A 17,679-nucleotide genomic window follows, 5' to 3' on the forward strand; every position below is an offset into this window, starting at 1 on the left:
TCAAAGAAACTCAACTTAACAATAGTTTCCCTCTTACCACTGATAATTCACACTGGCTCCTGCACCTGTATGATTTTGTGTATCGTGAGTTACCATTCCTTTTAAAATCCATTTACCATTATCAGAAATAGTTGAAATACCCAATGATAATGCAGACTCTCCTTGGAAATTACCTACTGCCACACCCACCGAGCTAGCACCAGGATCGTGTGGTTGCCCTAAAGCAGCAGCGGCATAAGCACCCGCAACGCCTGCAGTTATTCCAGATTTCATATCACCTAATTTATTAGAGAGTTTAGCAATTTCTCTATTAGTTGCATGAAGTTGACTACCATTTATAGCATCTGTTGAAGTTTTAGATATTTCACCTGCAGCAACATTTTGAATACGTCGTTCATTTCCTGACGCCCCTACAGAAACAACTCCATTTGCTTGAGCTCCTGCAAAACCACCATAAGTAATACTGCCTACTGTAGCTGATTCAACTTTTCCTCTATCCCCAGCTGTAGTTGTTTTACCTTTTTTACCTTGTTTATCTAAGTTTTGTGTACCTGCTCTATTTCCTTTTGTCGCAGTAGTTTGATTACCTAAATAAATAGAATTTTCAACAGTATCACCTTGAGCAACTGGTTTTCCATCAGTATCTTTCTTCCCTGAATTATTAACGTTATTACCTAATACAAAAGTATTTGAACTATTAATAACATTATCATTACCAACAGAGTAGCTTCCTTCTACATCACTACCCTTGCCATCTTTACCCGCTTTTGCACTGATATAGCTTGGGTCACCAAATGCACCTGATCGTTTAGCATTAACAATATTGCCCGTACCTATGGCAATTGAATTTTCAGCTGTTGCTTGAGAACCATGACCAAAGGCAATCGTATTTTCAGCTGTTGCTGAAGCTTGACGACCAATAGCTGTAGAATTTTTCCCTGAAGCACTTGAATCTTCGGTATTCGCTACTGCACCACCAACTTTTTGACCACTATCGTCATTTGTATGGAAGTATTTAATACCACCCTCATTCATATTTTTAATAGCTGAAACAACCGTATTATTATTTGTTGCTGTTTGCCCTTCGACATCATAAGTTTTTAAAGCATCAGAAACATCAACAGGCTTCCCATTAGTATCTGTTCCACCAATAATTTTGTTAATATTATTAATGTTTGCAACATTGCCATTTACATTATCCTGAACAGTAGCCAAATCACCTGCATTTACAGCATTTGTTGCTACTGCTTTATGTGGGTCTGTAACCGCTTTTCCATCTTTATCAACTAATCCACTTGCTAAATTAGTAATTTGCTTTTTACCTGCATCAATACCGTTTTTACTGATAGACACCGTATTACCAACAGTTAAGCTTTCCTTAACATTAACTTTATCGGCAAGATCGAAATTAACATCATTAGTTAATTTATCCTTAGTAATAACTAAGTTTTTATCGGTATTTTTAAGATCGACAGACTCACCACGTTGAACTAAAGATCCATCCTTACCTGATGCAGTCAGAGTAAAGCCAGATTTATCTAGCTCTTCCTCAACTTTTTGTGCGGTAATAAAGCCATTGGTTGCACCACTTGATGTACCATTGTTACCCTTACCAAAATCAGCCGACTCTAGTGCAATGATAATATCATTTATGCCATTTGCAGTATTATGTTTAACCTTAATACCATTTTCACCTTTGAAATTTACAGTGTCATAAGATTTAACAAAGTCTTTCTCTACACCATCAACTTGTAAATTCCAACCAGTATTTAGCACATCATTCACACTTGCTATGTTACTACCATTAACATCTGCTGGTGCTTTTTCGCTTGTACCATTGCCATCATTTAAGTTATCAGCAATATTGGTTAAGGTTGTACCACCTAAATCAAGTGCTTTTGTTGGCTTGCTACCTTTTGTAATAACATCTGGTTTAGCTTGTGTAATTTCAATATCACCCACGTTTAAGCCATTCTTCGCAATAATTTTGTCTGCGGTAACTTCTTTAAAGACAGGTTTTTCTTTCATTGAAATCGTGATCTTACCATTGCCTTCAGCATCTTTAACATATTCAGTGGTTAAATTGTTTGTTGAATAAGTTTGACCATCAACCTTATCAGAAGCAACAACATCAAGTTTAGAACCTAATTGTTGTTTGCCACTCGTTGTATTACTTGCACCAAAGTTAATACCTGCATTGACTTGCTCTGTTAAACCATTGACTGCATCAATCACTGTTACAGGTTTAGGTTGATCAGAACCTTTAGCATCTTTCAATACATTTAATACAGGTGCTTTGAAGTCATCTTTTGCATCATTTAATTCTAAACCTAAAGTATTAGCCACTTTCTTAAGTTGTGAACCATTTACTGCATCTTTAGAGTCATCTGAAAGTTTAGCAGGTGCAACATTAGTTAATTTAGTACCCGTTATTGTATCTCCCGATGGCGATTGCATTGTTGCTTTTACATCTTCTGGTTTTATCTGTGCTAAATCTAATGAACCATCTTCATTTAGTTTATGCCAGAATCCATCTTTACCTTTTGCAACTTTGTTACCCTCTTTATCAGTATAAACAACAGGTAATTGTGTTGTATCCACATCCACTTTAATTTCATTGGTATCACTAATCGTAACTTTAGCCATATTACCGTCAACAAAGTTTACTGTGTCATACGCTTTCACAAAATCTTTAGCCACACCATTTGCTTTGAGGTTAAAACCTGCATTCATCACATCATTGACAGTGGCTGCATTTTTACCATTAACTTCATTTGTATTTGGAGCAGCTTGTTCTTGTTTACCTTCGGTTGGAACAAGATTATCTGCTAAACCAGTAATTGATTTACCACCTAAATCTAATGCTGGTTGGTTATTAACTCCATTAATATTAGTTGTTTTAGCTGGTGCTAGGGTAATCGCATCAGCACCTTCACCAACTGTTAATCCTTTCTTAGCAACAACCGTATCAACCTTGATATCTTTTGCTAAATCGTAATTAACTTCTTGTCCAATAACTTTACCTGCCTCAACAATGTCTTTATGAGAAATAACAAGATTTCCATCCGTATTTTTCATATCTACTTTGTTACCAGATTTGATAAGTTTAGCATCCGTACCATTAGTAGATAAGTTAAAGCCTGTACTATTAATCGCATCTGCCACATCTTGTGTTGTTACAAAACCATCTTTTTCTGGTTTAGCAATCACATTACCATTGGCGTCTGTTTCTAACTCACCTTTCTTAATACCAATCTTGATATTTTGCTTACCATCTTTTGCTTCGTGAGTAACAGTTACAGGACCTTCACCTTCAAAATTAACGGTATCATAAGCGGTTACTAAGTCTTTTTCTTCTCCAGCAACTTCTAAGTTCCAACCTGCATTCATTAAATCATTAATCGTTGCCGCATCTTTACCTATTGTTGCCAAATCAGTTGGTTTAACACCTTGCTTAGTTTCATCGGTTACAGGCGATAAATGATCGTCTAAACCTGTTACTTTCTTAATATCTGTTAAGGTATCAGCAAGTTTAATCATCAATTTATTATTTTTCACTGCTGTTGAGATATTACTATCCGCACCAACGACTTCAATAACATTATCAACTGCTTTTTCAACTTTTTTGCCGTCAGCACCTTTTAAACCAAATGTCTTACTATCAGCATAATCTTCACCTACTTTCTTAACTTGATCATAAGCAGATTTCAACTGTTCTTCTGTTGCTGCTTTTTTATCATTATAAGTTGCACTAGGATCAAATGTTGTATTCGTTAATCCAGTGATTTCACCTTTTTCGCCATTTATAACAACTGGCTTACCGCCTGCATTTGAATTACCTACCGTAATGGTATTTGCTAAATCAAAAGTGATTTCATTATCATCAACCGTAGTAACAATGTTAGGGTTATTATCACCACCAGTAAACTTAACTGGGCGATCATCTAATTTAACATTATCTTTTGTTACATCAGAAACACCATTTGTTACATTATCAGCGGTTATATAGAAACCATTTTTTGCATTTTCTAAGGCATCTTTGTTAGCTTGACTCAAGTCAATAGTAAATTTATCAGCTGCTTCAACAACATCTAATCCCTCAGAGCCTGATTTAATATCTTTTGCATTTATGGTGTATTCATCAGGTGTTGTAGCAGTGCCATCTTTTTTAACAACACTTGCAATATGATCGCCTTTTTTAACAACTGTTTTAGCTGCTGCTTGAGCTTTTTCTAATTGTGATACGTTAACTGCATCAGTTCCTTGCTCACCTGCTTTAACACCGTGAATTTGTAAACCACTTGCATCAATATCAGTCTTAGTAAATTTAGGACCATCTTTAATTTCTAAACCATCTTTATCAAGATTAGTTCCATCAAAATTGACGCTACCCTCAGCGGTAAGTTCTAAGTCTTTAGCTAACTTAATCCACATTGTATTATCAGAGAATGTTTCTACTCCAATATTTCCTTCTGTTAATTCGCTAGCTACCGTTTTTCCACCTTTGACAATTAAACGCTCACCATGTTTACGTTTTAAGAACCCATCTACATCTGAAGCATCAGCAAAATCACCTTGGAATTCGTGACCTTTGTCTAATTCATCACCTAAACCTTTCAGTGCTTCGCCAACATTATCAAATGGTCCACCTGTTAATCCTGGAACATCAAACTCAGTTGATACCGTTCCATCTGGATTAACTACTTTTTTACCACCGAATGTATTCGCAACTGAATTAGAGATGTCTTTAATTTGACCTAAATTTACACCATCAGTATCATCAGTTCCTTTCTTAACTCCCTTGATCTTCTTATCATTTAAGTTAATACCATCGTTACTAATTTCTACGCCACCGATATTTGCAGAGTTAAATTCAACATCATCTTTAGTCGCATAAACATATTTAACACCATTAGCAGTATTAACTTGTTTCACTTTCATATTTTTACCAGATGTAAATTCTACTTTACTTCCAGCTTTAACTTTAACTTCATCTGCTGGTTCAACTACGCCACCTTTTTCTGAAGCTCCAGTTCCTGTTTTCCAGAATGCTGAGTTAATCGCATCTGCAACTTGCAGACCTGTTACAAAGCCATCTGGTTGTCCTGCTTCTGCAATTCCAGTATCCGCATTAGCGGTAACATCACCTTTAGCTATTGCTACTTCAATAGTGGTTTTCTTATCCGTTGAATCTGTTTTTTCAGTAACTGTCACACCCTCTTTTCCGACAAAGTTTACCGTATCATAAGGTTTAACAAAGTCTGCTGGTGCCCCTGCAACTTCCAAATTCCAACCAGTATTTAATAGATCACCTAATGTTGCTGCATTCGATTGTTGTGCAGGTGAGAAATTAGGATTAATGACTGCGTTTTCATTCGTTACTGGTGCGACATTACTTGCAAGACCTGTAAAGGTTGAACCCTTCATATCAAGTGCATTGACAGGAGATTGTGCACCATTTTTTAATGCCGTTGTTTTCGTTGGTTCTAATACTATTGCATTATCCCCAGTACCAATAGTTAATTTATCTTCCGCAGTTACTTCTTTAAAGATTGGTTTTTCAGACATAGAGATAGTAACTTTATTGTCTTCAACTTTTGTTTTTAAGTTCTTCGTTGATGTTTCTGTCGCATTGCCTGCCAAGATTTCAAATTCAGAACCTAATTTTTGTTGTGAACCATCAGCACCAGTATCAGCATTTTCATCCGCTTTAAAGGTTATTGGTTTCGTTACTGCTTCATTTAAACCATTTAATGCCTCGCCTACATTATTATATGTAGTCGTTCCACCATCTACTGGATTTCCATTTGTTAATGTAAATGTTGGTGCAGAAATTGTACCATCAGGATTTACTGTTGTGTTTCCACCTAAAGCGTTAGCAATAGAATCAGATATTCCTTTAATTTGCGAACCATTTACTGCTTCAGTAGAGGCATCACTAATAGTTGCAGGAGCCACACCCGTCAGTTTCTTATTACCTGCATTAATTCCATTTTTGGTCATTGAAACAACATCATCACCTGTTGTGTCACCTAACACCACAGAATCAAGACCTTTTAAGTCTTTCGCAAGTTGTACTTTTAACTTACCATCAACAGCATTTACACCAATATTATTTTCTGTTAATTTGGTTTTATCTGCTCCACCGATAATATCCAGTTTTTTACCTAATTCTTTATGAATAGTAGTATCAGCACCGTTATCACCCGCAAAGTCTAAACCTGCTTGTGCTAAAGCCTGTAAATCACCTGCTGTGGCTGCTTGATTTAAGTCACCTGTTTTGGTCAATAAATCACCTACTGCAGTTTTTGCTTTATCCGCAGTAATTGCACCATCACCATTGTTATTACCTATTACACTCTTAATGTTATTCAATGGTTTAGCATCACCCTTAGCGGATACATTTACATCAGTTTTTGCAACTTCTTCTGTAGTTGGTTTACCATCAGAGCCAGCTTTAAAGTATTTATCACCCACTTTAACTAATTTATCACCATCTACATTGGTATATTCAAATGGATTATTATCCGCAGCCTGATTAGCAACGTCTTTTAATTGAGATACATTGACTGCATCTGTATCATCATCGCCCGCTGCAACATTAGTGATTGTGTTTCCACCATTATCTAAACCGTCTTTAGCTAATTTAACCGTTGAGCCTTCAATAGAGACTTCTTTAAATTCTGGTTTCTCATTCATTTCAACTAAAATCTTACCATTACCATCGGCATCTTTTGTATATGTCGTGGTGAGATTTTTCTCCGAATAAGTTTCGCCAGCAACTTTATCACTCGCAACCACTTCAAGGGTTGATCCTAATTTTTGATTGCCCTTAGTTGTGTTACTTGCACCGAAGTTGATACCTTCATTCACTTTTGCTGTTACCTGATTTACACCATCCACTAAATTAGTTGCTGCAGCCGATTTTGTTCCATCTGCATTTTCTATTTGAGTTAATGTTGGTGTAGCAAAAGCATTACCTGTTGCATCAGGTGTTAAACCTAATTGATCCGCCAAATCTTTAAGTTGTGAACCATTGACCGCATCTGTTGAATTATCACCAATTGTTGCTGGAGCAACACCTGTAATTTTCTTATCACCAGCATTGATGCCTTTAGTTTTATCTAATTCAACATCACCAACTTTAACATTGTCAAATTCAACAGTATCTTTGGTTGCAATCTCAATAACACCTTTTTTCTGTGTTACTTTGATATTTTTATCTGCTTCAATAATTACTTCATCATTTGGATTGATAAGCTCGTGATCAGTCTCTGTAGTACTAGATGTACCCAGCTCTCCATCACCTTTTTGAGCTTTTAATTTAAAGCCAGAATTATTGATTGCTTCAGCGACTTGAATTCCTGTTACAAAACCATTTGTTCCTTGTGCATTTGGTGAAGAAGTAATTTCACCTTTCTCTAAACCAATTTCTATATTTGTTTTAGTGCCTGTTGAATCTGCTTTTTCAGTAACAGTAATACCACTGTTCTCTTTTGCAACAAAGTTTACAGTATCATAAGGTTTAACAAAGTCTGCATCCGCACCTTCAACTTGTAAATTCCAACCTGAATTTAATACATCACCAAGTGTTGCTGCATTTGATGAAACTAAGTCATTTGGTTTTTCACCTTTTGTTGTATTCGTATCAGGTAAATTAGATGCCAAGCCAGTAAAGGTTTTGCCATCCATATCAACCGCTGGCACTTCTGTACCACCAACTGTTTTAGTTTTACTTGGTGCCATATTAATCGCATCGCCACCTTTACCAATGGTTAGACCATCTTTTGCGGTAACTTCATCAAATACTGGTTTATCAGAGAATTTAATGACTAATTCACCATTGTCTTCTTTAACAAAAGTATTAATATCAGACGCCTCATCATCATTCGCCAAGCCACCTTTAATCGTTAAGGTTTCACCCAGTTTTTTCGTAATTTTATCTGCTTCTGTGCCATTACCGACAAAACTTATTGGTTTTTCTGCAAGTTCGTGCAATTGAGCACCATTCACTGCATCCGTTGAGTTCGCATTAACATCACCTTTTGCCACGCCAGTAATTTTGTTATCACCGTTATCTAGACCATCTTTAGTTAATGATACTGGATTTTTAGTGGCATCTTTTGGTGTAATAGTAACGCCTGCTCCATTTTGAACCGTTTTATTGCCCGCTGCATCGACTGTTTCAACTGATGTTAATCCTTTCAATTCTTTTGCAAGATCATAATTTACATCATTATCAGTATCCACTTTACTAATCACAATATTGCCATCAGTGTTTTTCATATCAACAGTTTCACCCGGATTAACAACACTACCGTCTTGTCCTTCTGCCGTTAATACAAAACCAGATTTACTGATTGCATTCGCTACATCGCCTGCATTCACCAGTTTTTTCGCATCATCTCCAGTTGGCGACGTGATTTCACCCGTTGCATCATTAGTGGTTAATTGCGTTGTTTTTACATTAAACTTAATTTCACTCACTTTGTTATCTGTAGTAACAATGGTATTTTCAACCGTATCTGTATCCACAAAATTAACAGTATCATAAGATTTCACTAAGTCACGTGCATTACCATCTTCTTGCAAGTTCCAGCCTGCATTCATTATATCGCCCAATGTTGCCGCTTGACCTTTTTGCGCATCAGTTAATGTTGGGGCAGTTGCATTGGTATCTCCAGTTGGTAATGTACTCTCTAGTCCAGAAATTACATTTTTACCATTTTTGGCACCAATAGTAATTGGACTATCTTTTTTACCTGCTTGAATTTCTTCAAAGTAAGGATTATCTTTCATTGAAATGGTGACTTTTCCATTTTCAACTTTAGTTTCTAAATTATCACCAGATGTACCATCAGAGGTTTTACCTGTTAATATTTGAAGTGTTGAACCAAGTTTTTGTGCACTTGATTTTTCTTTTGCCGTTCCTTCTAATACATCTGCTTTTACATATAACGGATTATTTACTGCGTCACTTAGGTTTTTCACTGCTCCTGCAACCGTAGTTGGTTCCGTATCGTTTCCAGTAACTGGATCAACCACTTCAAGTGTTGGTGAGGTAATAAAACCATCAGGATTAACCGTTGAACCACCACCTAAGGTGTTCGCAATTGACTGTGCATTATCCTTTAATTGTTTAAAGTTTACGGCATCTTCATCATTCGTTCCTGCCTCTAAACCAGTGATTTTATTTGTTGTACTATCTGTTACAACATTACCCACAGTTGTTTTATCAAACTCAACGTCACTTGCAGTAGATAATTGAAGTTTCTTGTTTCCTTCATCTGCTTTAAGCACCAAGTTTTTACCCGCTTCAATTTCTAAGGTTTCACCCGTTGCAATTGTTGTTACTCCATCTTGTTTAGTAACTTGAAGCTGAGAGTTTGTTCCTTTAACTTTATGACTGGCTGAATTAATCGCAGTTGCAATATCACCCGCAGTCACTAATTTATTTGCATCAGCACCTGTTGGTTCAGCCACTTTACCCGCATTATCACCTGTAGTTACTGGTGTTAATGTTGTTGTTTTGGCTTTGATTTTATTTGTTGCTGGATCAACTTCAAAGGTGTTTTCATCAAGCTTAACATCATATTTGATTACACTTACTTTATCATTGGTTGTAACCACAGATGCTGTTGTCCCTTCCCCATCAACAAAGTTTACGGTATCGCCTGCAATTACTTTATCTCTTGGCTGACCACTTTCTTGTAAATTCCAACCTGCATTATTAATTGCATTCGCTACATCGCCTGCTGTTGCAATAGATTTAGCCGCATCACCTGTTGGTGTTACTACTGTTCCATCAGTATTGGTTGTTAATGGTGCGGTTTTCACCACAATATTACCATCTTTATCAATTTCAGTTGTTTTACCATCAGTTTTAATCGCCACTTCAAATGAAGCCCCTTTGGTTGCTGTTGCATCTGTTTTTACAACAGAGACGCCATCACCAGCGGTCACTTCTTCTTTCGATATTGCAACTAAATCGTCAAGTTGTTTTTTATTAACCGCATCTGTTGGATCTTCCCCTGCGGCTACGCCTTTAATTTTTTTATTACCCGCATTGATGCCTGTCGTTTTATCTAATTCAACATCACCAACTTTAACATTATCAAATTCAACTGTTTTTGCTGTCGTTAGCTGAATTTTTTTACCATCCATTTTTAGTTCTAAGTTTTTAGCTGCTTCAATATGAAGTTGATCACCTGCTTTGATAGATGCTTCGCCATCTTTTGCTGTAATCACATCACTCGAATTTGAGCCTTTAACTTTATGACTTGCCTTATTTATTGCATTTGCTACATCACCTGCTGTCGCAATTTTAGTTGCGTCTGCGCTTGTCGGTGCGGTGACTTTTCCAGTTGGATCAGTTGCTAAAGTTGTGGTTGCAACTTTTACTTTATAGGTTTTTTGTCCTGTTGTTGGATCGACTTCTGGAGCGGAAACATCAACACTGTTATCCGCAGCTTCAACAATGGTACCTAACTTAGTAATATTTTTCTTACCATCATCGGTGATATTTGATAAATCATTATCCGCTTTATCAGATAAGTTTTTATCTTCATCCAATTTAGCTAATTTATCTTTTGTTGCTTTATTTAATTTAAGTACAACTTTATTGGCTTTTTGGGCTTCGGTTACAATCTCACCACCGCTCTCACCTTCAATATTAAACTTGATACCGCCTTGTTGATTAAGTGGATTAGTTTTTGTTTCACCATCATTTCCTGCTAACTGAATGGTATTATTCCCTAAATTATCAACTGCATCCGTTAAGTCTTTTTTAGCCGCTTTTAATGTGGTAACATCCGTTTCAATAGTATTAACTTTATCAATCTTCGCTTTTGTTTCAGTATCAAGTTTAATTTTAACTTGATTACTTCCTGCGACTGCTTTAGTTTCAATACCCTCTTCACCAACAAGTTTAAAGTCTAAGCCACCTTCTTTATTTAGTGTCTGCGTTGCCGTTGAGTCACCAGATTGATCGGTCAGTTTAAAGGTATTACCTAATTGATCATCAAGATACTTTTTATTAATCGCATCTGTTCCATTTGTTGGAGCATCTTTTATTGTCACTTTATCCGCTGTTACTTCTTCAAAAACAGGTTTATTTTTCATACTAATAGTAACAGTGCTACCATTCACTTCTGTTTTTAGATTTTTGGTTGAAGTATCATCTGCATTACCTGCTCGGATATTAATCGTATCCCCTAATTTTATTGATTGTTCTGCCAGATTATCCGCATTTAAGCCAAATACTTTTTTACTCAGTGCATTAATTTTCTTTTGTGTATCCTCATTTAATGAAATTTTATAATCGTGATCAAAACCATTATTACTTGGGGTATATTCAACATCAATCATATCCCCTTTAGTAACAGTAGTTTTATGCCCATCAACAGTATAAGTTGTATTGCCTGTTTGACTATCAAACTCAGGCGTTACTTCAATATTTTTACCTTCAGCCACTTTTGTTTGAGGTAATCCTTTTGAATCAATATCAAAAGTAATAGTATTCACATCTGGTTTCCCATCTTTTCCTTCCTCTTTGGTAATATTAACAGAAACACCTTTGCCTTTTGCAAAATTGACAATATCACCCGCCACTTTATCTACATCTTCACCGTCTTTTTGAAGTGTCCACGCTGATTTTTTGGCGACGGCGTGTAATTGAGAACCATTGATTGCATCGGTTGATGTTGCTGAAATTTCACCGGGTGCGACATTCACAATTTGTCTTTCTTTCCCTACATCACCCACAGACACCACGCCATTTGCTGGTGCACCAACGCCTGCAAAAGCGCCATAAGTCACACCATTAACAATTCCCTCTCTCACTGCAACAGCGACTTTATCTTTGGAAAGGTTACCTAAAACAACAGAATTATCCGTAACCGTTGTCACCTTATTCCCTAATACAAAAGTATTCGTATTTGCAATAGTATTATTATTACCAAAACTATAAGAATTATCACCACTGATGGTACTTGGATCACCAAAGGCACCTGAGTTATTACCGCTTACCGTATTTCCAGAACCAATAGCAATAGATTTTTCACCTGTAACATTCGCTCCACGTCCAATTGCAATACCTTCAACCGCCGTTGTTTCAGTTTTTGCACTGGTGCCTAATGCGATAGAATAATCGCCATCTGCTTCTGCTAATTTATCATTAGACTTAAGCGTCTTACCACTACCGATAGCAATTGCCATATTTCCTGAACTTGCTGAGTCATTAACAGCATCATAGCTATCAGTTCCTCTTTCACGACTCCCTATAACAATGGTTCTTTCTCCATCAGCGTGTACATCATTCCCTATCGCAATACTCTGAGATCCCGCTGCTTTAGTAAATGACCCCACTGCCAAACTCTCTAATCCTTTACCCCAAGCATACTGTCCTAATGCCGTACTAAGCTGATCACTGGTTTTTGCTTGAAAACCAACAGCAGTACTATTGCGACCAACAACATTGGTCTGTTTTCCCACAGCAACAGTATTATCCCCTATTGCTACAGATTGATAACCAACAGCAATCCCACTTAAACCTTGCGAGTGAGATTCATTCCCCATTGCAATTCCACTATGATCGGATACCGCTTTTCTTCCTAATGCTATCGCCCCAATATCAGTTGCTGAAGTGTCATATCCTATTGCCACTGAACTAGCACCCTTAGATACCGATTCTTGACCAATCGCCACAGCACCATCTTCTGAAGAAGAAGCTTGATACCCTAAAGCCATTGAACCGAAATTTCCTGTTGCTTTTGCATCAACACCTGCGGTTACAGAATGTGTACCTGTCGCACCTGCTTTTTCATTAATAAAACCTAAATTGGTATCAGCATCACCTGTAGCTTGAGTTGTTGTACCATCATTAGTGTGGAAATACCCTTCTGTTGTATTTGCCACCGCTTTTAATTGAGCAACATTTACTGCATCTCCATCTTCTGAACCTGCTGCAAGATTAATAATTTGACGTTTTCTTTCAGCACTACCAACAGAAACAGCGCCTGTATCATTAGTACTAACGGTATTCACAACACCTGTTTTATCTCCAGCAAGTGCTGAACGCATTGCATAAACTTTATTACCACCAAAAGTGGCATTATCCGCAGTTTCTACTGTTACTCCGCTTGCAAAACCTTCACGGTCAGCATTTGAATTCGCACCAAGCGCTACCCCTCTTTCAACAGAAGCATTTGCTGAAGGACCCAGTGCAACTGCACCAACTTTACTTGTATTTGCAAACGAACCAATAGAAACGCCATATTTTTCCGTAGCCGATGAATTAGATCCCAATGCAACACCATTTTGTTTTAATACAGAACTTTTATAACCAAGACTTATTCCAAACTTTTCACTAGCGACGGCTTCAACACCGCCAGTTATAGAATAATTACCTTTTGCCCCAGCTTTATCCCTAATACCACCTAAGTTCTTTGTAGCATCTCCCTCTTTTTGACTTCCTTGACCACCCTCATTTACGTGAAAATAAGTATCAATACCACCATCTTTTAATTTCTGTATTGCACCCTGTGTTTGTCCTGCAACTGCCGCTAGTTGTGAACCATTAATAGCATCTGTTGAAATTGGAGAAACCTCACCTGGAGCCACATTTTTAATTTGTCTTTCATAGCCCTGTTTACCAACAGAAACATAATCACCTAAATTTAAATCGACAGCTCGTTTAGAAAAGTTATGATAAGTAATAAACTTCCCATCTATGGCATTACCATTTTCATCCAAAGATTGTATTGTAGAAGCTGTCCAAGTTCTTGCATTTTGATCCGTTTCTGAACCAGCACCTAATGCAACTGAATTTATCTTACTTGCATCTGCTCCAACACCTAATGCTGTAGCCATAACTGCGTCTTCATCAACATAAGACCCAACACCAAGTGCTGTACTTAAATAACCCAATGCCTGTGTCTTAGCACCAATAGCAATGGCACCTCCACCTGAAGCAGTTCTTGGGTATTGTTTACCGTGAATATTTTGCAAATTCTTACCTGTAGCCTCTCTATATATGCTACTAATGTCTTTATTACTTACAAGATCCTCTATTTGACCAGTATCTTCCTTTATGGATTGTAGATGAAACTCTATTCTTTTCGCTGCAACCTTATCAGTGTCATCACCACCTATTGCAATACTTGAATTTCCTCTTGCTTCAACATCTCCACCAATAGCTATCGATTGATCGCCATATACAATAGCCCCTTTTTTCTTACCCGTTACATCAGAACCACCAATACCAATAGCAATCGCCTGAGTTATTCGAGAGACATCTGGATCATTCCCCTGTTTGATTAAAGAACCATCCCCTATAGCTAATGAAGAAGTAACATCTCCCTCATTTTTCCCAAAATGCTCTATTAAATTTCTAGATGCCGCATAACTCTGCCCGACAAGTCCAAGTGCAGTTATTAATGCTAAACTCAATGTCGCCAATTTGAAATTTGGTAAAATAGAACGCCCCACACTTCCCACTGTTGTAGTAGATGATTTCCCTCTTGCTTTGCTTAACTCTGATACAGCAACGAATGTTTGTGTAGCATTGCACCAAATAACTTTGTAAACTTTGTTCATAGTTGTTCTCCTGAAATGAACTTGCGAACACCAATAATGGTATTTTTTTAGTATCTAAAATAAATATATTCTTGTTATATTAACATCTATAACAATATGATAGCAAATAAAAAAAGCAGATAAAGTAAATAAAAACAACGAAATATGCCTAATCAATCACTCTATTTAGGTTAAATTATTGTTAGCTAGTTAGTTAGCTAGTTAGTTAGTTAGTTAGTTAGTTAGTTAGTTAGTTAGTTAGTTAGTTAGTTAGTTAGTTAGTTAGTTAGTTAGTTAGTTAGTTAGTTAGTTAGTTAGTTAGTTAGTTAGTTAAATACAATAAAAACAATAAGTTAAATAAACAAGCAATATATTAAAATGACTTTTTAAATTTTTAAATGAATATTACATTTGTAAATTTTCTAATTGATGTTACCGCTATGTTTAAATAAAAAAACAAATAGTAAAATATCTATAACATATTTATTTAAAAATACATTCATATAGACATAGTATGCTACGTCTATACATTGAATATTAAATTTGTAAATTTTCGATTTGATGTCACCGCTATGTTTTATCAAGACAATCGTAAACTTTCACAAAAAATAATTATAATTCAACATTAATAATATTGGTTATGCTATAATGCACGATCATATTTTATAAAAATTACATTAAAAATAACTCACTAACAGAAAATACTATGGCTCATAAGAAAAAAACACGCAAAATCAGTGATATTATGCCCGCAAGAAAAAGCGATAATGCTTGCTCTTTAAACGCTTGTCACATAAGTAAAAAACAGAAAAATCGCTATGAATTAGATGCTCAAGCTCGTCTTGACAAAAAAAAGAAAAAGCATAAAGGATTAAGTTCTGGAGCTCGTCATAATGTGACTTTAGAGAACAAAAAATTGACTTCACAGGAGAAAAAAGATCCCCGTGTAGGCAGTAAAAAGAAAGTGCCGTTAATGGTGGAATTTGTGAATAAACCTGAAAAAGGAAAAGTTATTCCGCCAATGAAAAAAACGCCAGAACAGGTGGAACAAAAACCAACCCTTGCCCCTGAATTAGAATTAACACAATTAGAAAATAATGAGTGTTTACATCAACTTCTGGATGATTTAGAAAAGGGTAAAACATTATCCACTGAAGATCAAAAATTTGTGGACGAATGTTTAGATCGTGTCGATGAGTTGATGACAGAATTAGGTATTGAGGAAGAGGAACAAGATGATAATGCCCTACTTCGTCAATTTGAAACCGCTAACTTGAATGAATTTCGTTAGGAAAAAGTGATGTTTAGATTTTTTGTGATTATCCTTGCTTTGTTGATTATTTTAGCATTGATTGGCTATGCATTATCATTGCTATTTAAATTACATAAACAGAAAAAATTTATTCAAACCGCTAAAAAAGAGCGTTTTTTAAATATAAAAAACAGTATTGATATTATTGCTCGTTCAATGCTCGCAGACCAATGCAATTTATCTGAAGGGGTTCGTCGCTTAAAACCTTTATTAGATGTATTAGGGCAACCAAAATTGCAAAATTTTACTTCAATGTGGGCGCTATTTAAAGTTGTCGAAGAGATGCCAATTTTAGAGGAACGTAAAAATCTCGCTCGTAATCAAAGAATGAAATTAGATTTAGAACGTGAGAATGCAGAAATAAAATATCAAGATAACATTAAGCAAGAATTACGTAAACTTTTGATTGAAATGGAAAAATTTTAATGACGGATATTGTTTGGGATCACGATCTGATCCAAAAATATAATCATTCAGGTCCTCGCTATACTTCTTATCCAACAGCGTTAGAATTTAGCGAAAATTATACTGATGATAATTTTAAAACCGCTGTCGCACGTTATCCTAAACGTCCGCTATCCCTTTATGTGCATATTCCATTTTGCCATAAACTTTGTTATTTTTGTGCGTGTAATAAAACCATTACTCGTCATCGTCATAAAGTCGATATTTATTTAGACTATCTTGAAAAAGAAATTTTAGCCCGTTCCACGTTGTTTAAAAATCGTAATGTCACTCAAATTCATTGGGGAGGGGGGACACCAACCTACTTAGATGAAGCCCAATCTACTCGTTTAATGAATTTATTAGAGGATAATTTCAATGTAAGTGATAATGCAGAAATCAGTATTGAAATGGATCCTCGTGAAATTGAACTGGATATGCTTGATCATCTTTATAAAATTGGTTTTAATCGTCTTTCAATGGGTATACAAGATTTTAATAAAGAAGTACAAAAATTAGTTAATCGTGAACAAGACGAAGATTTTATTTTTGCGTTGGTTAAACGAGCGAGAGAGCTAGGATTTGTTTCCGTTAATTTAGATTTAATTTATGGTTTGCCAAAACAAACACTTGAAAGTTTTTTACACACTCTTGAAAAAGTAGTGGAATTAAATCCTGACCGAATGAGTGTGTTTAACTATGCTCATTTACCGAGTCGTTTTGCCGCACAGGTTAAAATCAAAAATGAGATGTTACCTTCACCTGAAACAAAACTGAGCATTTTCCAAAATACGATTTCATTTTTAGGAAAATCAGGCTATCAATTTATTGGAATGGATCACTTTGCCAAACCTGATGATGAATTAGCCATTGCTCAAAAAAAAGGGATTTTACATCGTAACTTTCAAGGTTATACTACACAAGAAGAATGTGATTTATTAGGGTTGGGTGTATCAGCAATTAGTCTATTAGGCGATAGCTATGCTCAAAATCAAAAAGATCTTAAAACCTATTATGCAGAAGTAGAAAAAAATAATATCGCTTTGCATAAAGGGTTAATGATGACAAAAGATGATTGCATTCGTCGAGATGTTATCAAAGCGTTAATTTGTAATTTTTCATTAAAATATGACCGCTTGGAAGAAATCTATAATATTAATTTTAAGGATTATTTTCAAGAAGACCTACAATTACTGACTCCTTTAGTAGAAGATCAGCTGCTGGAAATTACTCAAACAGGCATTTCGGTATTACCGAAAGGACGTTTACTTATTCGCAATATTTGTCTCTGTTTTGATATATATTCAAGAGGCTCCGCAAGAAGACAACAATTTTCAAGAATTATTTAG

The 17,679-nt window shown here is 35.9% G+C and carries 4 protein-coding genes; 3 read left to right on the forward strand and 1 reads right to left on the reverse strand.

The window, feature by feature from the left end; translation table 11 throughout:
- Positions 1-33 precede the first annotated feature (33 nt).
- Positions 34-14,595: a YadA-like family protein gene (locus U9966_RS08555; protein ID WP_306346588.1), complete on the reverse strand. Its 14,562-nt coding sequence runs from the start codon at positions 14,593-14,595 to the stop codon at positions 34-36.
- Between the two features lie 685 nt (positions 14,596-15,280).
- Between U9966_RS08555 and yihI the strand changes: the two genes are divergently transcribed.
- Genes yihI through hemN form a run of 3 tightly spaced genes read left to right on the forward strand, consistent with a single transcriptional unit; the run spans position 15,281 to position 17,679 of the window.
- Entirely contained in the window at positions 15,281-15,865 is a 585-nt protein-coding gene (yihI, locus tag U9966_RS08560; protein WP_306346587.1) for a Der GTPase-activating protein YihI, read from the forward strand.
- Between the two features lie 9 nt (positions 15,866-15,874).
- Positions 15,875-16,312 (forward strand): DUF2489 domain-containing protein, encoded by a 438-nt coding sequence (locus U9966_RS08565; RefSeq protein ID WP_213156524.1) that lies wholly within the window; start codon positions 15,875-15,877, stop codon positions 16,310-16,312.
- Positions 16,312-17,679 carry an oxygen-independent coproporphyrinogen III oxidase gene (hemN, locus tag U9966_RS08570; RefSeq protein WP_306346586.1) on the forward strand — a complete coding sequence of 456 codons (1,368 nt, stop codon included), beginning with the start codon at positions 16,312-16,314 and terminating at the stop codon, positions 17,677-17,679. Before U9966_RS08565 ends, hemN begins: the two co-directional genes overlap by 1 nt.

This window comes from Pasteurella atlantica (assembly GCF_963693435.1).
Lineage (GTDB): Bacteria > Pseudomonadota > Gammaproteobacteria > Enterobacterales > Pasteurellaceae > Phocoenobacter > Phocoenobacter atlanticus.

Bases quoted from the DNA above. Each gene is read 5' to 3' on its own strand.
- U9966_RS08555 (WP_306346588.1), bottom strand. From the start codon at position 14,595: ATGAACAAAGTTTACAAAGTTATTTGGTGCAATGCTACACAAACATTC.
- yihI (WP_306346587.1), top strand. From the start codon at position 15,281: ATGGCTCATAAGAAAAAAACACGCAAAATCAGTGATATTATGCCCGCA.
- U9966_RS08565 (WP_213156524.1), top strand. From the start codon at position 15,875: ATGTTTAGATTTTTTGTGATTATCCTTGCTTTGTTGATTATTTTAGCA.
- hemN (WP_306346586.1), top strand. From the start codon at position 16,312: ATGACGGATATTGTTTGGGATCACGATCTGATCCAAAAATATAATCAT.